The 23,072-nt window shown below is 62.5% G+C and carries 8 protein-coding genes and 1 pseudogene; 8 read left to right on the top strand and 1 reads right to left on the bottom strand.

Annotated elements, in window-relative coordinates:
- Positions 1–14: 14 nt before the first annotated feature.
- Genes ASE26_RS11095 through ASE26_RS11075 form a run of 5 tightly spaced genes read left to right on the top strand, consistent with a single transcriptional unit; the run spans position 15 to position 6,688 of the window.
- The gene (locus ASE26_RS11095; protein WP_162246544.1) at positions 15–698 is read left to right on the top strand and encodes an ABC transporter substrate-binding protein; all 684 of its coding nucleotides are present in this window, start codon (positions 15–17) and stop codon (positions 696–698) included.
- Positions 699–716: 18 nt separating this feature from the next.
- The gene (locus ASE26_RS11090; RefSeq protein ID WP_055927699.1) at positions 717–1,037 is read left to right on the top strand and encodes a hypothetical protein; all 321 of its coding nucleotides are present in this window, start codon (positions 717–719) and stop codon (positions 1,035–1,037) included.
- A gap of 54 nt (positions 1,038–1,091) precedes the next feature.
- Complete coding sequence (locus ASE26_RS11085) at positions 1,092–2,321, top strand: TolC family protein (RefSeq protein ID WP_162259168.1); 1,230 nt, start codon at positions 1,092–1,094, stop codon at positions 2,319–2,321.
- The gene (locus ASE26_RS11080) at positions 2,318–3,511 is read left to right on the top strand and encodes an efflux RND transporter periplasmic adaptor subunit (protein WP_055927705.1); all 1,194 of its coding nucleotides are present in this window, start codon (positions 2,318–2,320) and stop codon (positions 3,509–3,511) included. The genes ASE26_RS11085 and ASE26_RS11080 overlap by 4 nt, the downstream gene beginning before the upstream one ends.
- A 9-nt stretch (positions 3,512–3,520) precedes the next feature.
- Positions 3,521–6,688, top strand: a complete 3,168-nt coding sequence (locus ASE26_RS11075) for an efflux RND transporter permease subunit (protein WP_057246238.1) — start codon at positions 3,521–3,523, stop codon at positions 6,686–6,688.
- Here the strand turns inward: ASE26_RS11075 and ASE26_RS11070 are convergent.
- The gene (locus ASE26_RS11070) at positions 6,648–7,505 is read right to left on the bottom strand and encodes a LysR family transcriptional regulator (protein ID WP_055927738.1); all 858 of its coding nucleotides are present in this window, start codon (positions 7,503–7,505) and stop codon (positions 6,648–6,650) included. The genes ASE26_RS11075 and ASE26_RS11070 overlap by 41 nt on opposite strands.
- On the opposite strand from ASE26_RS11070, the pseudogene ASE26_RS31180 reads away from it, so the two are divergent.
- From ASE26_RS31180 to ASE26_RS30565, 3 genes and pseudogenes are all read left to right on the top strand, one after another.
- Positions 7,467–8,232 (top strand): annotated as a pseudogene (locus ASE26_RS31180) (alkene reductase). The gene ASE26_RS11070 and the pseudogene ASE26_RS31180 sit on opposite strands and share 39 nt — an antisense overlap.
- A gap of 281 nt (positions 8,233–8,513) precedes the next feature.
- Positions 8,514–10,166 (top strand): ShlB/FhaC/HecB family hemolysin secretion/activation protein, encoded by a 1,653-nt coding sequence (locus ASE26_RS11060; protein ID WP_229208137.1) that lies wholly within the window; start codon positions 8,514–8,516, stop codon positions 10,164–10,166.
- A 5-nt stretch (positions 10,167–10,171) separates the two neighbouring features.
- Positions 10,172–23,072 (top strand): hemagglutinin repeat-containing protein (locus ASE26_RS30565; RefSeq protein ID WP_156409914.1); only part of this gene is annotated, 12,901 nt, incomplete at its 3' end.

Genomic DNA, 23,072 nt, shown 5'->3' with positions numbered 1-23,072 from the left:
GTCTGCTGCTTGCCTTGAGCCCTGCAGCAGTTGCCGGCCAGGGTGAGATGGTCTTCATCGCGGCGACCAATCACAATATGCCCCTGTCCCGTTTCCAGGACGGGGACCTGGCCGATGGCCTGCTCAAGGACCTGGGCGACAGCATTGCGCAGCGAATGGGGCTGCAGGCCCGCTATCTCAGCGTTCCGGCCAAGCGCGTCTCCGAATACCTGGTGAGCGGCCGTGCCGATGGCGTTTGCTATGTGCTGCCGCGCTGGCTGCCCGGCCCATTCAACTGGAGCCAGCCCTTGATGCCCGATTCGGGCGTGCTGGTTTCACGACCCGAAGCTCCTCCGGTCCGGGCCCTGTCCGACCTGGCGAACAAACCGGTGGGCACGGTGCTTGGATATTCGTACTCGATGATCGATGCGGCGCTGGGCCGTGCTTTTGTGCGCGAAGATGCGCCTTCGATGGAACTGAATATCTCGAAAATCCAGCATGGGCGCATGCAATACGCAATCATGGGACGCATGACGGCCGAATACCTGATGCACTCCGAGCCGCAGCACAAGCTGCGCATCGATTTTGAGTTCGACCCGTTCAAGGCGCAGTGCGCGTTTTCGCAGAAATCCGCGATCCCTTTCCGCGAGGTCCAGCGTGCCATCGGCAGCCTGGTTTCCGATGGCACCGTCGACCGGCTGCTGCACCGCTATCGATAATTGCTATAATTCGGCTTCATGAATATCCGGCGCGTCCTCGTTATCCTGCTGTTGTTAGTGCTGCCGCTCCAGGCGACCCTGGCGGCAACGGATAGCTGCTGCCTGAAAATCAAGGTGTCGCAGCTCGACGAACATGTTGCCGCCGCGGCCGATGCGCAGGGTACGGACAGTGCCTGCTGCACGCAGTGCGACTTCTGCCACCATTCCCACGCGCCGTTTGTTGCCAACCTGGCCGACATGCGCCAGCAAGTCGAGTCGATTGCCCCGATGGCTTCAACTGAGCCCCCTATCTATTCCTTCATTCCGGACATTCCTCCGCGTCCCGACAGGCTCCGCTGATTGATCCGGCTGCCGCATGCAGCCGTTCCCCATCAATCATCAAGGAGCAAAATTGTGAAAGCTATTTGCGTGCCTTTGCTGGCGGCCATTTGCCTGGCCCCGGCATGGGCGCAACCATCATTGACGCTTGCCGAAGCACTGGAACGTGCGCGGCAAAGCAATCCCGAGCTGCAAGCGCTGGGACTGGAAGTTTCTGCCGTCGACGCAGCCGGACGCCAGGCGTCGCTGTTGCCCAATCCTTCGCTGGACTACCTGCGCGAAGGGAAAACCAGCGAAGGCGGATCTTCGACCGTCCAGCTATCGATCCCGCTTGAACTGGGCGGCAAGCGCGCCGCGCGCATGGCGGCGGCGCAGGCCGGCAGCCGTGCGGCGACTCTGGACCTGGCCGTTGGCCGGGCGCGGATCGAGGCGGAAGTTGTCGCCGCCTACCATCAAACTTATCTCGCCCAGCAGCATCTCGCCCTGGCGGCGCAGGTCAGTGAAAGCGGACGCCGTTCCAGCGACGCGGCGGCACGGCGCGTATTGGCGGGCAAAGTCTCCCCAGTCGAAGAGGCGCGGGCGCGGGTGGCGGAAGCGAACTGGCGCATGGAAGGCGTGACCGCCCAGCGTGAATTGGACGAAGCACGCATCAAGCTGGCCAGCCTGCTTGGCAACACGGGCAGCGAAATCGGGGCGCTGGCCGCGCCCGCAACGCCGGCCGAAGCCGGCCCGCACGGCGCGCAGCTTGAAGACCTGATCGCTTCCGCCCCTGCAATCGAGCGGGCCGTCGCGGAAGTCGACGCAGGCGCGGCATCACTGCGCATGGAGCGCGCCGCCCGCATGCCCGATGTTGCGCTGATCGTCGGCAGCAAGCGCAGCGAGGGACCCGAGCGCGATCGCGTGCGGCAGAACATCATCGGCTTGTCCGTACCGCTGCCGCTTTTCAACCGCAACCAGGGTGCGATCCTGGCAGCCGAGCGCCGCACTGACAAGGCCCGCTCGGAGCTGGAAGCCACTCGCCAGCGCGTTCGGGCGGAGGCGCTGCAGGCCCATGCGCGCATGCAATCGGCCATGCAGCAGGAGCGCCTGGTGCGCGAGGACGTGCTGCCCGGCGCCCAATATGCAGCCGATGCGGCGATGAAAGGCTTTGAGGCCGGCAAATTCAATTACGTTGAAGTGCTTGATGCACAGCGTACCTGGGTGCAGGCGCAGGGCCAGCACCTGCGGGCTATTTCAGACTTCTACCGGGCCCGGGCCGACCTGGCAAAACTGGTTGGCAACCTGGACTCCAAGGATTCAAAATGAACAAGCGTCAGAAAATTACTATTGCGGCCATGGTGGCCGTTGCCGCCCTGTTTGCGGGCGGCGTTTTGGGCTGGGAGCGCATCGCCCCGGCTGCGAAGGCCGATGCCGAGGCCAGCGAACATCACGACGAACACCCGGCCGGCGGCGCTGCCGGCGGCACGCAGCCAATTCCGTTCACCGATGCGCAGGTCGCCGCGGCCGATATCAAGGTGCGCACCGCCGGCGCCGCGCGGCTTGAAACCTTCGTTCGCCTTCCGGGCGAAGTCAAACTGAACGAAGACCGCACCGCCCACGTCACGCCGCGCGTCGACGGTATCGTGCAGGAAGTGCTGGCCAATCTTGGCCAGCAGGTACGCAAGGGCGAACTGCTGGCAGTCGTCGCCAGCGCCGACGTGTCGGAGCAACGCAGCAGCCTGGCCGCGGCCGAAAAGCGCGCAGCGCTTGCGCGTTCGGTCTATGAATCCGAAAAGAAGCTGTGGGAAGACAAGGTCTCTGCACGCCAGGACTACCTGAAGGCGGAGCAGGAATGGCATGAAGCCAGCATCGCCGTGCAGAACGCGCGCCAGAAGCTGGTGGCGATCGGTGCCAGCGGCTCAGGCAAGGGCCCGTTCAACCGTCTGGAAATACGCGCACCTTTCGATGGCCTGATCGTCGACAAACATATTGCCGTCGGTGAGGCGATTGGTGCGGAAACCAAGATCTTCACCGTTTCCGACCTGCGCCAGGTCTGGGCGGAAGTCGTGGTGCCTGCGAAGGACCTCGAGATCGTCAAGGTCGGCACGGACGCCGTGCTGCATTCGGCTGCCTCCGGTGCCGCAGTCAATGGCAAGGTGAGTTTCGTCAGTGCCATGATCGGCGAACAAACGCGTGCCGCGCGGGCCCGCGTGGTGCTGGAGAATCCGCAGCTGGCTTGGCGTCCCGGCCTGTTCGTTGACGTGGACGTGGTCACCGGCTCGGCTGAAGTGGCGGTCGCCGTGGAAAAAGAAGCGCTGCAAGTGCTGAACGGCACGCAGGTCGTCTTCCAGCGTGATGGCCAGGCGTTCACGCCGGTGCCGGTCACGGTCGGCCGCTCCGATGGCAAGCTGGTGGAACTCACTTCGGGCCTGCGCAAGGATTCCAGGTACGCCGCCGCTCACAGCTTCACCGTCAAGGCGGAGCAGGGCAAGGGCACAGCCGAGCATGAAGATTAAGGAGCCGCCATGTTAAGCAGAATTATCCAGGCTTGCATAGGCCACCGCTGGCTGGTCATGTTCGCGGTATTGGCCATGGCCGTGCTGGGCGCGGTGAATTACAAGAAGCTGCCGATTGACGCTGTGCCGGACATTACCAACGTCCAGGTGCAGATCAACACCGCTGCCGCCGGCTACTCGCCGCTGGAAGTGGAACAGCGCATCACCTTCCCGATCGAATCGCTGATGGCCGGCCTGCCGCGCCTCGAGCAGACCAGGTCTTTGTCGCGCTATGGACTGTCGCAGATCACGGTGGTATTCAAGGACGGCACCGACATCCACTTCGCCCGCCAGTTGATCAGCCAGCGCATCCAGGACGCGCGCGGCCAGCTTCCAGTGGGCGTGACGCCGACCATGAGTCCCATTGCCACCGGTCTGTCCGAGATCTACCTGTGGACGGTGGATGCGGCGCCGGATGCGCGCAAGCCTGACGGTACACCTTACACGCCGACCGACCTGCGTGAAATCCAGGACTGGATCATCAAGCCGCAACTGCGCAATGTACCCGGCGTCACCGAGATCAACTCGATCGGCGGCTACGATAAGGAATACCTGGTCGCACCGACTCCCGCCAAACTGGCGTCGTATGGCCTGAACCTGTCGGACGTGGTGACGGCGCTGGAACGCAATAACGGCAACGTCGGCGCAGGCTATATCGAGAAAGAGGGCGAACAGTACCTGCTGCGCGCCCCGGGCCAGCTCAAGTCCGTGGCCGACATCGGCAATATCGTGGTCTCCACCATCGACGGCGTGGCCGTGCGCGTCGCCGACATTGCAACGGTGGGTGTTGGTGCGGAACTGCGCACCGGAGCCGCCACCCGCAACGGCCGCGAGGTGGTGCTCGGCACCGTCTTCATGCTGATCGGCGAAAACAGCCGCGCTGTGGCGCTTGCAGTCGACAAGAAGATGGTCGACATCAACCGCAGCCTGCCGGCCGGCGTTTCGGCCACGCCGGTGTACAACCGCACGGTGCTGGTCGAGAAAGCAATCGACACCGTCAAGCGCAACCTGCTGGAAGGCGCGGTGCTGGTGATCGGCGTGCTGTTCCTCTTCCTCGGCAACCTGCGCGCTGCGCTGATCACGGCGATGGTGATCCCGCTGTCGATGCTGTTTACCTTCACCGGCATGGTGGCCAACAACGTCAGCGCCAACCTGCTTAGCCTTGGTGCACTCGATTTCGGCATCATTGTCGATGGCGCCGTGGTGATCGTGGAGAATTGCGTACGACGCCTGGCGCATGCGCAGCAGCAGGCGGGGCGGACCCTGACGCGCGAAGAGCGCTTTGCGGAAGTCTTTGCCGCCGCCCACGAGGCGCGCAGGCCGCTGCTGTTTGGGCAGTTGATCATCATGATCGTGTACCTGCCGATCTTCGTGCTCTCGGGGATCGAAGGCAAGATGTTCCACCCGATGGCCTTCACCGTCGTCACGGCTTTGCTGGGTGCGATGCTGCTGTCGATAACCTTCGTGCCCGCTGCCGTGGCGCTATTCATGAACAAACCGGTAAGTGAGGAAGAAGGGCGCCTGATGCTGGCAGCCAAACGCCGCTACGGCGAACTGCTCGACTACGTGATGGCCAACCGCCCGGTCGTCTTTACCGCCGCCGGCCTGGTGCTTGCCCTGTCCGTGCTGCTGGCAACGCGCCTGGGCACCGAGTTCGTGCCCAACCTGAACGAAGGCGATTTCGCTGTGCTGACCGTGCGCATTCCCGGCACCGGCTTGGGACAATCGGTGCAGATGCAGCAGCAGATTGAAAAAACGCTGGTGGCGAAGTTCCCCGAAATTGCCAACGTCTTTGCCCGTACCGGTACGGCGGAAATCGCATCGGACCCTATGCCGCCAAGCATTTCGGACGGCTACATCATGCTCAAGCCGGAGAAGGAATGGCCGAAGCCGAAGCGCAGCCGCGAAGAACTGCTGGCGGCAATCCGCGCCACGCTGGAGCAACTGCCGGGCAATAGCTATGAATTCAGCCAGCCGATCCAGCTGCGCGTGAACGAACTGATTTCCGGCGTGCGCAGCGACGTAGCGGTCAAGGTATTCGGCGACGACCTTGACGTGCTGAACGCAAAAGCCACCGAAATCGGCGCGATCCTCAACAGGATTCCCGGCGCCTCCGGGGTCAAGGTCGAACAAACCAGCGGCCTGCCGATGCTGCAGATCCAGGTCGACCGCGAACGCGCCGCGCGCCTTGGGCTGAACATCGCCGAGGTGCAGGAACTGATCGCCATGGCCACCGCCGGCCGCGAAGCCGGCGCCATGTTCGAAGGCGATCGCCGTTTCGATATCGTGGTGCGGCTGCCGGAAACGCTGCGCTCGGACATCGAACTGCTCAAGCGCCTGCCAGTGCCGTTGCCGAAGAAGGATGGCGCGCGGCCAGCCTACGTTACGCTGGCCGAAATCGCCAGCTTCGACACGGCGCCGGGCCCGAACCAGCTAAGCCGCGAGCAGGGCAAGCGCCGCGTGGTGGTCACGGTCAATATGCAGGACCGCGATATCGGCTCCTTCGTCGAAGAAGCGCAGCAAGCGATCCTGAAAGGCGTGAAGCTGCCGGCCGGCTACTGGCTGGCCTGGGGGGGGCAGTTTGAAAACCTGCAGAATGCCGCGCAACGCCTGAAGGTGGTGGTACCGGCATCGCTCGCGCTGGTGTTTGCGCTGCTGTTCCTGATGTTTAACAATGCACGCGATGGCGCGCTGGTGTTCACCGGCATTCCGTTTGCGCTGACAGGCGGCATTTTCGCACTCTGGATGCGCGGCATTCCGATGTCGATATCGGCAGCCGTCGGCTTTATCGCATTGTCCGGCGTCGCGGTGCTGAATGGGTTGGTGATGATTTCCTTCATCCGCAGCTTGCGCGAGCAGGGGCAGCCGCTGGCCGATGCGGTACGCAACGGCGCACTGGTGCGCTTGCGGCCCGTGTTGATGACGGCCCTGGTGGCATCGCTTGGATTCGTGCCGATGGCGATTGCCACCGGCACCGGCGCCGAAGTCCAGCGCCCGCTGGCGACTGTGGTGATTGGCGGCGTGCTGTCTTCCACTGCGCTGACGCTGCTGCTATTGCCCTTGCTGTACCGCCTGGCATACGTCCGCAAAGAGGAAGTCAGCCCTGCCGCGCCAGCCGCTCTCGCAGGAATTCAATAAAGCGCTGCGTCTTGGCCGGCACCAGCCGGGTCTCGGTCAGGGCGTACGCCGGCGTCGGTTTGCCATGCCATTGCGGCAGGACGCGTTGCAAGCGTCCTGCCGCAACATCGTCAGCAACGATTTCGTCCGGCAGCAGCAGGATCCCCATATCGAGCGTCGCCATGCGGCGTATCAGGCCAACACTGTTGATGGCGAAGCGGCTGCCGACAGTGACAGGCACGCTTTGCTCGCCATCGAGCAGGGTCCAGGTACTGGACTTCACCAATCCCAGGCAGGAATGTGGCGCGAGGCTGGCCGCTTCGGACGGTTCGCCATGTTGCGCAAGGTAGCCGGGCGAGGCGTACAGCTTCGGCGTCAGCAGGGCAAGCTGGCGCGCGATCAGTTGTGAGTCCGCCAATTCACCCATGCGTATCGCTATGTCATATGGTTCGCTGACCAGGTCCACGCGGCGCGGCGTCAAGTCCAGGTCGAAGGTGATGCCGGGGTACAGTTGCGCGAATTCCGCAATCAGGGGCGCAAGATAGGTCTGTGCAAAATCCACCGGCAGTGAGGCGCGTAGTACGCCGGTCGGCTGCGCCAGCATGCCGCCCAGTTGTTCATACGCCAGGCGCGCTTCGTCGACGATGCGCTTGCAGCGTTCGAAATAGATTTGTCCCGCTTCCGTCAATTCGATTTTGCGGGTCGTGCGATGCAGCAGCCGCAGGCCGATGGTCTTTTCGAGCGCGGCGATCCGGCGCGAAATCGTTGAATTCGGGATGCCCAGAACATCTCCGGCGCCGTGAGCAAACTGTTTGAAACCGTCCGCGTCGGCCGCTATACCCTGGCCAACCGCCTTGCCATAGGCCCAATGACGCGCAGCCGCGCACAGTTCGACGGCATGCCGGGCGAGCTCGCAGCGGAATACTATGCCCAGCGCGCCGACATGGGCCTGATCGTCACCGAGGGCACCCAGCCTTCGGAAGATGGCCAGGGTTATATGGCGACGCCCGGCATCCATACAGATGCCCACGCCGAGGGCTGGAAGAAGGTCGCGGATGCGGTGCACGCCAAAGGCGGCCGCCTGTTCATGCAGGATATTCGGGTGCCGCGCGCGCTCGGTACCGCCGAAGCACGACAGACAGTGGGCGACTTCCGCATGGCCGCACGCCGTGCAATCGAAGCTGGCGCCGATGGCGTGGAAATCCACGGTGCCAATGCCTACCTGGTGCAACAGTTCCTTGCGCCGAGCGCGAATGTCCGTGACGACGAGTACGGGCCTGGCCTACCTGCACATCATGCATCAGGGCGATGAAGCGCTGCTGGCAGATATCCGCAGGTTGTGGAAGGGCACCCTGGTGTTGAATCGCCCTGGCCGCCCGCGCGAACAGATCGGCGCCGACGTCGAAGCCGGCCTGGCGGAGGTGGAGGCGTACGGCCAGATGGTACTTGCGAATCCGGACTTCGTTACCCGCCTCAAAACTAATGCGTCAATTAACCCTGCCGACCGCAGCACTTTCTTCGGCGGCAACGCTACAGGGTACACCGACTATTCAACTCTGGATTAAGGAAAGCAGGCAGCGATGCCAGTATTTCAAAAGTAGAGTGATTCCTCAAATTAAACACAAGTCATTGATTTTGAGTGACTTGCGTTTTCCCCATAGGGATAGGCGAGATTTTAACTGGATTAATTCTCTCCAATTGTCACAAACTCCTATCTAATTGCCATATACCCTTCACCAAATAATAAATATATATAAGCGAAACATCTCGTTACGAAGGATACACAGCTATACTTCCGGGCTGAAAAAATTCCCGTGAGAAATAGATGTTGTGCAAGAGGATAGGATTGGCCGCGCAGCTTGCGCTCGGCCTTGGCGCAGCTTTGCCTGCGCTGGCGCAGGTCGATCCTGCATTGGCAAACCAGGAACTGCAACGCCAGGAACAGCGTGAGCGCGAACGCGCACGCCAGGACGAGGCCAAGGCGGACGTGCGTCTGCAGCGCGAAGTTAAGGCTACGCGGGCGGTCTGGCCGGAAAACGAATCGCCGTGCTTCCCGATCCGCCGCGTGTTCCTGGAGGGCGAGCTGGCTGGCCAATTCCAATGGGCGCTGAAAGCGGCGGACGGCGCTCTTGGCCGATGCCTTGGCAGTGCCGGCATCAACGTCCTGGTGGGCGAAGTCCAGAACGCGCTGGTGGCGCAGGGCTACGTGACGGCCCGCGTGCTGGCAGCCCCGCAGGAATTGCTGAGCGGCGAGCTGCACCTGAAACTGGTGCCTGGGCGCATTCGCGCGTTGCGTTATCCGGAACAGACGCCGGCGTTCGACAACGCGTTGCCGCTGGCGGCTGGCCAGTTGCTGAACCTGCGCGACATCGAGCAAGGCCTGGAGAACCTGAAACGCGTACCGGGTGCGCAGGCCGACTTTGAAATCGTGCCTGGCGAGCGGCCCGGCGAAAGCGACCTGCAAGTGAAATGGAAGGGCGGCCGCGCCTATCGCTTCAGCGCATCGGTGGATGATAGCGGCAGCCGTTCGACCGGCACCTACCAGGGCGGCCTCACGCTGTCGGTCGACAATCCCTTCGGCCTGCAAGACCTGTTCTACTTCACCCTCAACCGCAACGTACCTGGCGACAGCCCTGGCGGCGAGTACGGCACCAGCGGCTATGCCCTGCATTACTCGGTGCCGTTCGACTACTGGCTGCTTTCGCTGCAACTGAACGACTACCGCTACCGCCAGACCGTAGCCGGCGCCTTCCACGACTACATCTATCGCGGCACCAGCAACACCGCCGAATTGAAGGTCTCGCGCCTGGTGTATCGCGATGCCATGCGCAAGACCACGCTGTCGCTGCGCACCTACCAGCGCGGTAGCCGCAATTACATCGACGACATGGAAGTGGAAGTGCAGCGCCGCCGCATGGCCGGTTTCGTGGCCGGCATCGCTCACAAGGAATTCATCGGCGCCGCCACCCTGGACAGCAACCTGACCTGGAAGCTGGGCACCAGCTCCTACGGCAGCCTGCCGGCACAGGAAGAGGCCTTCGACGAAGGCACCGCGCGCCCGCGCATCTTCAATGCCGACGTTACGCTGAACTGGCCGTTGACCAAGTCCCTGTCGTACCAGGCCGCATGGCGCCGCCAATGGAACCGCACCAAGCTGATTCCGCAGGACCGCTTTTCCATCGGCGGCCGCTACACCGTACGCGGCTTCGACGGCGAGGCCAGCCTGTCTGCCGAGCGTGGCTGGCTGCTGCGCAATGACCTGAACTGGACCATCCCCGAGAGCCGGCACCAGCTCTACTTCGCGCTGGACCACGGCGTCGTATCCGGCCCGTCCGCATCACTGCTGCGCGGCACCCGCCTGACCGGTGCTGCGCTGGGCTGGCGCGGCCAGTTCGGCGGCCTGAGTACCGACTTCTTCGCGGGTAAGCCGGTGAGCAAGCCGCACGCCTTCCGCACCGCCAGCGTTGCCACTGGCTTCAACTTGAACTACGAATTCTGAGCATCATGAACAAACTTCGCTACCGTATCGTTTTCAACAAAGCACGTGGCATGCTGATGGCAGTGGGAGAGAGCGCCCGCAGCTGCGGCAAAGGCGCCGGACAGACCGATGCACTCGATAGCTCGGCACCGGCCGCTATCGTTCATCCCGCATTGCGCCGATTGACCTTGTTGTTCGGCGCGGCTTTTGGCGGGTTCCTTTGGGCCAGCCATGTGCAGGCGCAGATCATTGCCGATCCAAAGGCGCCAAGCCAGAACCAGGCCATCGTGCTGAAGGCGGCCAACGGCGTGCCGCAGGTGAATGTGCGTGGGCCAAGTGCGGCCGGGGTGTCGCGCAACGTCTATTCGCAATTCGACGTGGCAAAGGGTGGAGCGATCCTCAACAACTCGCGCTCGAATGTGCAGACCGAATTGGGCGGTTGGGTCGAGGCGAACCCATGGCTGAAAGCGGGCGCCGCGAAGGTGATCCTGAATGAGGTCAACTCCAATAACCCTAGTGCACTGCGCGGCTACATCGAAGTGGCGGGCCAGAAGGCGGAGGTGGTCATTGCCAACCCGTCCGGTATTTCGGTGGATGGCGGCGGCTTTATCAACGTGAGCCGCGCGACGCTGACAACCGGTTCGCCGTTCATGACGGATGGCAGGCTGGCAGGCTACGACGTGCAGCGCGGCCAGATCGTGATCGACGGCGCCGGCCTGGATGCGAGCAAGACCGACTACACGGCTTTGATCAGCCGTTCGCTGGTGCTGAATGCCGCCGTGTGGGCGCAGCGCCTGAACGTGGTTACTGGCGTGAACAAGGTGGCAGAAGCCGAATCGCCAACGGTGACCGAGGTTGGTAAAGCAAGCGATGGCGCGCCGCAATTCGCCATCGATGCTTCGCGCCTGGGCGGCATGTACGCAAACCAGATTTTCCTGGTCGGTACCGAGGCGGGTGTCGGCGTGCGCAATGCCGGCGAGATCGGTGCGGCGGCGGGGCAGCTGGTCGTCACTTCCGAGGGGCGCCTGGAGAATACCGGTACGCTGGCGGCCTCCAAGGGCATGCAGGTAACCGTGCGGGATGCGGTCGAGAACAAAGGCAAGATGCAGGCAGGTGAAGACCTGGCGCTCAAATCGGCTTCCGTGGCCAATGGCGGCAGCATGAACGCTGGCGGGCAATTGCGTGCAGCGGTCACTGGCGATTTCGATAACCGTGGCGGCTCGGTCGAGGCGCGGCGCATTGAGTTGGGCAGCGCCAATGGCGCCTTGCTGAACGCAGGCGGGAAGATCGTACAAGGCGGTTCGTCTGCGCTGAACCTCAACGTTGGCAGCACCAATAACGCGGATGGTGTGTTGGGACAGGCCGTAGCCAGCGCCACCGATGGCGGTACGGGCGCCACGGGCGGCACGAGCGGCAGCGTTGACGCGGGCGCCGGCACCGGCACCACGGACTCCGGCAGCACGGGCGGAACGGGTGCAGGCAATGGCGCCAGTGGCGGCACCGCCGTCCCAGCGCTGCCAGCGGGCGAACTCAAATTCGCCACGATGGACAACCAGCACGGCCTGGTCACCGCCACCGGCGGCATCAACCTGGACACGACCGTGTTGAGCAACCAGCGCGGCCAAGCCAACCTGCGCGCGCTGAAAGTAGACGGCGGCGCCCTGGACAACAGCCAGGGCCAGATCGGGGTGCAGCAAGACGCGACGCTGCAGCTTTCGACCTTGAACAACCAGTCCGGCCGCCTGCTGACCGGAGGCGTCTTCAACGCCACGCTCGGCGAATTCGACAACAGCAGCGGGCTGCTGCAAGCAAACAAACTGTCCATCGAGGTCGCCCGCTACCTGAATAACGACAGCGGCACTATGCTCCAGCTGGGCGCCAGCGACGCGAGCATCAACGTCGGCGGCAAGCTCCAGCAAGCGAGCGGCAAGCTGGAAACCGCAGGAAACCTGAACCTGCGCGCCGGTGAAATCTCCGGCGCCGCCAGCAAATTGAACGTCGGCGGCAACCTCGCCCTGAATAGCGGCACCACCAGCAGCGAGCAAGGCGACTGGCGCATCGGCGGCAACGCACAACTGGAAACCGGCGCCCTGACCAACACTTCCGGCGCCATCGCCACTGCTGGCGACCTGTCGCTGAAAGCATCGACGCTCGCCAACCAGCACGGCCAGATCTCCTCAGGCGGCCAGGCATCCTTGCAAGTGTCCGCTGACATGGACAACACGACCGGCCAGGTGCAAGCCAACAAAGGCCTGTCCCTGGAAGCGGGAGGCGCCGTACGCAATCGGGACGGCTCCATCGAAACTCTGGGCAGTCAAAGCGGCCTCGCAGTGCAGGCCGCAGCAATCGACAACACCGCGGGCCGCATCATCAACGCAGGCAGCGGCCCGCTTGCCTTGAAGGCCGCGACGATCAGCAATAGCGGACAAATCGGCGGCAACGGCGCCATGAATATCGACGCCTCCACGCTGACGAACACCCAGCAAGGCCGAATCACCGCCACCGGCGACGTCAATATGAACGTCGACTCGCTGCTGAAAAACGAAGGCAGCATCAGCAACGGCGGCAGCTTCACTATGTCGCAGGCCCAGTCCGCGCTGCTGAACTCCGGCGCGATCCTTGCAAAAGGCCCCCTGAAGATCGAGAACAGCTCGATCGACAACCGCAACGGCACCATTGCCACCGCCGAAGGCAGCACCAGCCGCATCGACATCACCTCCGGTTCGCTGAAGAACGACACCGGCACCATTCGCGCCGACGGCAGCGCATCGGCGCACATCGCCGGCGACGCAAGCAACGCCGGCGGCTACCTCGGCTCCGGCGGTACGCTGGACCTGCGTGCCGCAGCCGGCATCAACAACGACGCCGGACGCATTGAAAGCCGCGATGAACTGGCGCTGGCAGGCGATACGCTGACCAACCGCGCAGGCAGCATTGTTTCCACCGGCACCGGTCAATCCTCGCTCACGGTTAATCGTTACATCGCCAACAATGGCCTGATCGGCAGCAATGGCGCACTGGCGGTCAGCGCCGAAAGCCTGACTAACGGCACCGGCGGCATTGTCACCGCCATGTCCGACCTGGACTTGAAAGTGCGCACGGAACTGAATAACCTTGATGGCCAGATCAGCACCCAGGGCAAACTCAATTTCGACCAGCAGGGCGCATCCCTGCGCAATAGCGGTTCCATCACTGCAAAAGGCGCTGCAACCCTGAACGCCCGCGAACTTGACAACCGCGACGGCCAGATCATCACCGCCAGCGGCTTCGGCATTGTCGCCAACGTTGGCAAGCTGGATAACCGCAGCGGCATTATCAGCTCCGGAGCCGACGCAACGGTCACCGTCGGCGGAACGGTCGACAACAGCAGCGGCGAAATCCAGGCCGCGCGCGACCTGCAATTGGGCGCAGGCGGCGCCATGAACAACGCCGGCGGTCTGCTTCAGGCAACCGGCGCAGGCAGCACCATGCACCTGAACGCCGCATCGATCGACAACACGACCGGCCGCATCGTCAACGTCGGCAGCGGGACTACCAGCGTCGCAGCAACGGCCCACATTCAAAACAGCGGCCAGATCGCAGGCAATGGAAAACTGGACCTGTCCGCCGCATCCCTGCGCAACCAGTCGCAAGGTGCTGTCAGTGCCGGCGGCGACATGTCGCTCGCCGTGCAATCCTCGCTGGACAACGCTGGTACCGTCAGCAGTGCCGGAACCTTGCAAACGAATCAAGCCGGCCTGGCGCTGCGCAATAGCGGCACCATGGTCGCCGCGGGCACTATCGACCTGACCGCAGCAAGCATCAACAACGATGGCGGCAAACTCGCCACGGCACAAGGTTCGAACGCCAGCGTGCAGCTCAACGCCCAAAGTGTCAGCAACAAGAGCGGCACCCTCATGTCCGATAACAAAGCGGACCTGCACGCCAGCGGGGATGTCGATAACAGCGGTGGCCTGCTGCAAGCGCGCACGGACCTGCAGGTTGAAGCCGGCGGCACCGTGAAGAACGACGGTGGCAATATCGAGTCAGTCTCCGCCGCCAGCACCCTGCACCTGAATGCAGGCGATTTGGACAACGGCACCGGACGCGTCGTCAACGTAGGCACTGGCGCCACGACCGTGGCCGCCGTGCGCGGAATCACCAGCAACGGCACAATCGCAGGCAACGGCGCGCTGGAAATCGCCGCCGCCACGCTGGAAAACAAAGCCAACGGCACCATCGCGTCCGCGCAAGGCATGACAGCCACCGTAACCGGCTCGCTGACCAATGCCGGCACCATTAACAGTGGCGGCATCCTGCAAGTCAACGCCAGCGGAGCCTCGGTCAGCAACAGCAAGTTGATCGTCTCGCAAGGCGAAATGACCCTGCATACAGGAGATTTGAATAACGACGGCGGCCAGCTGGCCACCGCCAAAGGCTCCGGCGCGGCAATGACCATCGATGCCAACTCGGTCAGCAACCGCGGCGGCGTGATCATGTCCGATGCAGCGGCGACGATCGACAGCGCCGGCAAGCTCGATAATACCCAAGGCACCGTGCAATCCGCCGGCTCGCTGGACATCGACACCGCAGGCGCAATGAGCAACAGCGGCGGCGTCGTGGAAGCGCTGGCCCCGAACGCCACGCTCGACCTGCACGCCGGCTCGCTGGCAAACGGCACCGGCCGCATCGTCAACGTCGGCACTAACACCACCACGGTGAACGTCGACACCATCCTGGATAATGCCGGCCTGATCGCCGGCAACGGCAACCTCGCCATGTCCGCAGCCGAATTGGCCAACCGTACCGGCGGCAGCATCGCCGCATCCGGCGGAACGCTGGACCTGACTATCGGCCAAAGCATGGGCAACGCAGGTGCAATGAGCAGCCGCACCGCATTCACGCTGAACGCAGCCGGCAAGGCAGTAAGCAATAGCGGCCAGCTTGTCAGCGGCACCGGTGCAACGCTTACAACGGGCGCTTTCAGTAACGATGGCGGCCAACTGGTGACGGTCAAAGATGGCGGCGGCAACCTGCGCCTGGACTCGGACAGCATCAGCAACGCCAGCGGCGCCATCGTTGCCGACGGCAACGCAAACATCACCTCGCGCGGAACGCTCACCAACCAGGGTGGCGTCATCGAAACCTCGGCAGCGAACGGCACGCTGGATATCACCTCCAACAGCATCGACAACGGCACCGGCCGAATTGTCAACGTGGGCACCGGCGCAACCAACCTGACCGCAAACGGTGCAGTGACCAGCAACGGCCAGATCGCAGGCAATGGCGTAGTCAACGTGATCGCGGCCACGCTGGACAACGCCAGTGCCGGCAGCATCTCCTCCGGCGGCAACCTGAACTTCGGCGTTCGCCAGTCCTTGAGCAGCGCCGGAAAAATCAGCAGTGGCGGCACACTGACCTTCGAACAGGCAGCTGCGCAGTTCAGCAACAGCGGCCAGATGGCTGCGGCAGGTGCGATCAACATCCACGCCGCGAACATCAAGAACGACGGCGGCCAGATCGCAACGGCCACCGCAGGCGGCGCAAACATCACGCTGGACAGCGCGGGCACCATGAGCAACCGCAGTGGCGCCATTGCAGCGGCAGGCAACGCAAGCGTTGTTTCGGCCGCAGGCTTCGATAACACCCAGGGCCAGGTGCAGGCGGCCGGCAACTTGACGGTTACTACTGGCGGCACTCTGACCAACAGCAGCGGCGCGCTGGAAGCATTGGGCGCTGGTTCCAAGCTGGACGTGCAGGCCAATTCGATCAGCAGCCTCGCAGGCCGCATAGTCAACGCGGGCACCGCGCGCACCAGCATCACCAGCGCGAGCAGCCTCATCAACAGCGGCACCATGGCCGGCAATGGCGCACTGGTCTTGAATGCGCAGACTGTGCAGAACCAGGCCGGTGGCGTGATCTCCGCCGGAACGACGCTGGACCTGGCAGTGCGCCAGCAGCTCGACAACCAGGGCGGCACCATCAGCAGCACCGGCGCGGTCACGTTCAACCAGGCAGGGGCCTCGTTTGCGAACAGTGGCCGCATGGGTTCTGGCGGCGAAATCAGCATCATCGCGTCCAGTATCGCCAACAATGGCGGCCAGCTTTACACAGTGAGCAACTCCGGCCGCGGCATTACGCTGCAAGCCGGAAGCCTGTCCAACCTTGGCGGTGCCGTTTCAGCTGACGGCCAACTGCTTGCGACGATTGGCGGCGCGGTGAGCAACAACGGCGGTACGCTGCACGCTGGCGGCGACCTGAATCTGAACGCAGCCAGCGGGCTGAATAACGGCAGCGGCACCATCGAAGCTGCCGGTCCGGCGTCCAGGCTCACAGTCAACGCCCAATCCGTCAACAGCAACGGCCGCATCGTCAACGCAGGCAGCGGCAACACCACAGTCACCAGCGCCACCGGCATCACCAATAGCGGCACGATCGCAGGCAACGGCGCACTTGAGCTCCACGTCAACACGCTGCAGAACCAGGCCGGCGGCCAACTCAGTTCCGGTGCAGCCATGCTGCTGGACGTGAACCAGCAACTCGATAACCAAGGCACTATCGGCAGCAGCGGCACGCTGACCTTCGACGAAGCCGCGGCGAGCTTCAGCAATAGCGGCCAGGTTGCCGCAAAGGGAAGGACGCTGATCAACGCATCGTCCTTCACCAACAGCGGCCAGGTCTCCACCGTGGATGGCTACGGGGCCGAGCTGGCAATCAACACCAACAGCTTCACCAACAGCGGTCAGCTCGTGGCAGACGGCAAGGCCACGCTCTCCGTTGGCGGCGTGGCAAACAATGCCGGCGGCATCGTGCAAGCCGGCACCGACCTGCAACTGACGTCCGGCAGCGCCTTGCAAAACAATGGCGGCGTTATCGAAGCAGTCGGCGCAGGCAGCATCCTGACCATCAACAGCGAAGCCATCGACAACGGCACCGGCCGCATTGCCAATAAAGGCAATGGCGCCACCAGCCTCCTGAGCCGAGGCGCAATCACCAACCACGGCACTATCGCCGGCATGGGCAAGCTGCTGTTGTCCGGCACCACGCTGTGGAATGGCGTGTCGGGCGCCATCGCTTCCGGCCAGGGCATGGACCTGGGAATCACCCAGCAACTGACCAACCAGGGCAAGGTAAACAGCGGCGGCACGCTGACCTTCAACCAAGCCGGCGCTGGCTTCGTCAACAGCGGCCAGGTGCTCTCCGGCGGCAACGCTTACATCTCCGCGCAATACGTGAACAACGACGGCGGCAGCCTTGGCACCGCAGGAGGTTCCGGCGCCGACCTGACGCTGAACACCCCGCAATTGAGCAACGCCGGCGGCCGCATTGCCACCGACCGCGACTTGTTCGTATCGGCCGGCGCGGTCGGCGCATTGGGTGAAATCTTCGGTGGCCGCGACCTCGCGATGAGCATGAACGGCGACTTCGTTCAAGCCGCCGGCGCCCAGCAAGTCCACGCGAACCGCGACTTGAGCCTGACTGTTACCGGCAACATCACCAATAACGGCACTCTTGGCGCGGAAGGCACGTTGACCCTGAGCGGCAACCAGGTAACCAACCAGGCCGGCGCCGTGATCGAAGGCGGCGCAGTCGCCATCCGCGCGTCGGGCGACCTGGCCAATGCCGGCGAGATCAACGGCGAAAGTGCGCTCGACCTGGTCGCCGCCAACATCAGCAACACCAGCGGCATTGTCGGCGGCAACGTCACTGTTCGTACCAGCAACCTCAATAACACCGGCGCCAGCGCCTTGATCGGCTCCACTGGCAATATGGCGCTCGGTGTGGATGGAACGCTGAACAACCTTCAGGGCGGCACGCTGTACAGCTCCGGAAGTATGTTTATTGGCGCTACCAACGGCGGCTTGAGTGCGCAAGTGAATAACGTTTCGTCCACTATCGAGGCGAGCAGCAATTTGGACGTGAATACGGTCACGTTGCAGAATATTCGAGATAACGCATCGATTGTCCAGGTTACCGGAACGGAAACGGTGAATATGGCAATGCCGTCCTGGTATAGACCTGGTGGAAACCCCAACGCCTACGATCCTGGTTCCAGTAACTACACGCCATGGGAGGTTTATTTCGTTAATCCGGCAGACATTCTGGAATCGGAAAAACGTATCACGCCTGACGGTTATGAGATTACCCGAGCGGTGATACGCACCCATGCCAACGACTCAGCGTTCTTCAGTGCCCTCAGTGGTTACTTTGCTAAATGGGGTTCCCGTAGCCGCATTCCAACGAGCGATGGCGTAAGGGTCATTTATTACTACGAAAGCCGTACTGCGACCAATCCTGACCAAGGTGGCGCCGCGAAGGATGCATATCAGCTGCCAGACAGCCGTCAGGTTGAGTGGAATACGCCGGAGTATAACTTCTCCAGTGCATATGGCAGCTGTAGCACGAACTGCCTCCGTATCGTGACCCAGCCGGCATATGACGATCCGGAACATACCATCCTGCGACATACGGAAAGGCATACTGGAACGCAGACTTCCGATCAACTGGAAGAAAAGCGTGTGGCAAACCACACTGTCGTCGAGGACCAGGTCTCCCCGAGCGCTGGCAAAGCTGGCCAGATCCTCTCCGGCGGAAATATGCGCTTGACGGTCACCAATACACTGGACAACACCCTTAGCGAGATTAAAGCCCTTGGCACATTGGACGTAGCCGGCAGGCCCGTTATTGTCAACGACGGGACAAAACTGCTTAGGAGGCACAGTTTCAGCGGTACGTTCACGACGTATACCGGCCGTTACACTGCAGCCTGGAGCAATCGCGATATCAACCACGAAATTGGCGCGATGAGCGGAACGATGTTGGGTGAGCAGGGTGTGTTCATCAGCGCTCGCAGCTTCCGCAATGTGGACCGTAGCGCTGGTACAGTAGGCAATTTCCGCGACTCCGTCGATGTGATCGGGAGCGGCGCAAATAGCGCCGCCAGCGGCGGTGCGCATGCCAGCGCTGGCGGTGGAAATGGTGGCGGCGCGGGCGCCAACGTGTCCGGCAGCGCAGCTGGCGCATATGCCAACCTGGCAAGTCGGCTTGGGTCCAGCGGAGCGGGCGCCAACCTTGGCAGCGCAGGCCAGGCGGGCAACAGCGGCACTGCCAACCAACTACTGGCGGGCAGCACTGCGTCAGGTAGCGGCACCGGCAACGGGCTCGATACCGTGGAAGGAACGCAATTGGCCGGCCCGACGCATCAAGGTGCGTTGCACGGAGGTGTCTTCAACCAAGCCCGAAACAGCACGCTAGGCGACGTCAACTCCGCCGCAGGAAGCGCGTCGGGCCGGTCTGCAACCGCAGTGCGGGGCGACAGCATCAATGGAGTTAAGAAAATCTCTCCTGGCGGCCTGTTCCTGCGCAACCCGGACCCGAAAGGCGAATACCTGTTCGAGACGCGCCCACAATTTGCAAAGCAGGACCAATGGACCAGTAGTGACTTCCTTCTCGACAAGCTGGCCGTCGACCATGCCACCACCCAGAAGCGTCTGGGCGACGGGTTCTACGAACAGCGTCTAGTGCGCGAACAACTGTCCGAGCTTACCGGCCGGGCACCGAGTGCCCGTCCAGGAGACGACGCGCTGTACAAGAAAATGCTGAACAGCGCAGCCAGCTTCGCCCAGGAGTTTGGCCTGCGTCCGGGCATTTCGCTCAGCCCTGAGCAAGTCAGCCATCTGACCAGCGATATCGTCTGGCTTGAAAGCGAGACTGTGCAACTGCCCGATGGATCCATCGAGACTGTGCTGGTGCCCAAGGTCTACCTGGCGCACTTCAATGCCAACGCAGTCAGGCCAACCGGTGCGCTGGTCACCGGCGCCTCCGTGGTGATCGACGTCAGCGAAACCATCATGAACCAGGGCGGCGTGATCGATAGCGGCAACGGCCGCACGATCCTGCTGGCCGGCGAAGACATCATCAACCGCGGTGGCACCATCACGGGTGGAAACGTCGCCCTGCAAGCCGGACGCGATATAAAGAACGAAACTCTGACCGTGGACAGCAAGTGGTCGTCCAATGTGAACGGCGGCAGTTTCACGATGCTCTCCAACCAGGCGATGATTAGCGCCACCGGGGGCTTGATCATGGACGCCGGTCGTAATGTTTCCGACCTGGCAGGCACGATTAACGCAGGCAGCGCCTCGATCTTCGCTGGCGATAGCATAACCTTCGATACGGTGAAAACCGGCAGCACGTACCATGCCCTGATCGGTGGCAATACTGAGAACAACAGCGCAGTTTACAACCAGGTTAGTCGAGTCAATGTCGGCGGTGACTTATTGATGGCCGCTACGGGCAACTTGAACCTGACCGGGATCCAGTTGGCGATCGGAACTAGCGGCTCCGGCGCAGGCAAGTTGAGTGCAGGCGGTGCCGTGAACATCAACGCCGTGGTTGACGAGGTCAAGACCAGCCTGCAGGATGACAAGAACAAGAAGAACTGGGGCAAGGATATCCACGAGAACCAATCGGTCGTCGGAGCTCGCGTGGCCTCCACTGGCGACCTGCTGGTCAGCGCAGGTATCAACCAAAGCAGTGACCTGAACATGAAGGGCAGCTTGCTTGCCGCTGGTGGCACTTTGACACTGAAGGCAAGCAAGGATCTGAATATCGGCAGCGTCGCCGAGACTCACTTATCCGACGTGGAGAACCACAGCAAGTCGGGCAACAAGGTGAAAAAGAGCAGTAGCGACATCACCGAGTACAACGCAAGTACACTGGCAATCGGCAGCAGCATCAAAGGCGGCAATGTGGTTGCCACCAGCGGCGGCGATACCCTGATCAAGGGCAGCACCGTGCTGGCCGATAAAGACCTCAGCATCGACGCCAAAGGTGGCCTGAAGATCGTCAGCGCCGAGGAAACCAGCAAAACATCGAGCACCAGGCAGGAGAAAAAGTCCGGCATCAGCGTCCACTATTCGGCCGGCAACCTGAGTGCCGGCTACGGCAAGTCCAAAGCCTCCTCGCAAAGCTCGGAAGAAACGGTCACGCAGCTGGCTTCCAGCATCGGTTCGCTGGACGGCAGCGTTAAGCTGAAGTCGGGCGAAACGCTGCAAGTAGTCGCCTCCGACATCGCCGCCAAGGAAAACCTCACCCTGATCGGCAAGAATGTCGACCTGGCCGCAGTGCAGAATACTTCTGTAGGCCAGTCTAAGACCGAGAGCAGCAACGCCGGTTTTGCCATGGGCTTGACGGTCAACCCGCTGGCCGCCTTCCGGAGTGCCTACCGGTCCGACACCGAGAATACCAAAGCGGCCAGCTTCGTTGGCAAGACTTTCAGCCAGGCAGAGGGAATGGTTGACGGCCTCCTGGCGGCTACGACATTGGTCACAACGCAATTCGGTTCCACGCACGCGAACAGCACGCAAAACCACTCAATCAGCGAAGCACGCAGCAGCAGCCTGACTGCCGGCAAAGACCTGACCATCATCGCTTCCGATGGTTCGATCACCAGCCAGGGCGCGCAGATCAGCGCCGAAGGCAATGCGCTTCTCCTGGCCAAGGACAACATCAAGTTCGACGTTGCCCACAGCACGGAAACCAAATCGCAGGAGTCGAAAAAGTCAGGCTTTAGCTTTGATAACCGTACCCTGCTGGGCGTCGGCACCCTGAACAACAAGGGCGACGGCAATGGCTCTACCGACACCGTCACCGGCACCAAGCTGTCGGTCGGCGGCAGCACCACCATGGCGACGCAAACCGGCGACATTACGCTGACCGGCGCCAACGTGGTCTCGGAAGGCAACCTGTCGATCAATGCCGCACGCGACCTGACCATCACCAGCGCGCAGGACACGCTCCACAACGCCAACCAGAGCAACAACAAGGCAGTTGGCAAGGTGGTGGTGTCGGACACCGAACGCTTTGCCGGCTACCACAACGAAAAGCACAAGGACAACAGCGACCAGGTGGCCCAGGTGGCCTCCAACGTCTCCAGCCTGAAAGGCGACGTGAACCTGACCGCAGGCGGCAAGTACACCCAGGCCTCGAGCAATGTCCTGGCCGGGAATGATGTCAACATCACCGCCAAAACGATCGACATCACGGCGCTGCAGAACACCGGCAGCCACCAGGAATCCAACAGCGACCTGAAGATCGGCTCCTTCGCCCGCGTCAGCTCACCGCTGATCGACCTGGTCAACAACGTGGACGCAGCGCGCAAATCCGACAACCGCCTGAAGGCCATGCAGAGCATGGCGGCAGTCGCCAACATCTACCAGGCCGCCAGCACGGAAAGTGGTGTCCTGGTCAAGGGCGAAGCTGGCATCGGCTTCGCCAGCAGCAGCAACTCCAGCAACGGCAGCGATAGCACCGCACAGGGCAGCACCATCAACGGTGGTCGCAACGTGACCCTGACGGCCACCACTGGCGACATCCACGCCACCGGCGCCGCGCTCAATGCAGGCAAAACCCTGAGCCTGGACGCAGCACAAAACGTCGTGCTGGACGCCAGCCAGAGCACCCTGCATAGCGATGGCAAGAACAAGAGTTCCGGAGCTGAAGTAGGTGTTGGGTTCCAGATCGGCGCGCAAACCGGCGCGTACGTCTACGGCTCTGTCAATGTCGGCAAAGGCCACAACAAGAACGACACCACGCTCAACAACAACACCGAGCTCAAAGCCGACACGATCAATATCAGCAGCAAAGGCGACACCACGCTGAAAGGCGCAACGGCGACCGCCAACACCGTCAACACGGACGTTGGCGGCAAGCTGGCCATCGAAAGCCTGCAAGACATCAGCAAGTTCGACAGCGTGCAGACAAATACCGGTGTGCGCGTGCAGGTAGGTTTTGGTGTAATGGGTGCCAGCGGCAACCTGTCGCAACAGAAGGGCAGCGGCACCTATGAAGGCGTGGGCCAGCAATCGGGCCTGTTCGCTGGTGACGGCGGCTACCACGTCAAGGCCGACACGATCGACCTGAAGGGCGGCGCCATCGCCAGCAACA

This window comes from Duganella sp. Root198D2 (assembly GCF_001428585.1).
GTDB lineage: Bacteria > Pseudomonadota > Gammaproteobacteria > Burkholderiales > Burkholderiaceae_D > Rugamonas.
This window is presented reverse-complemented; position numbering and strand designations above follow the sequence as displayed.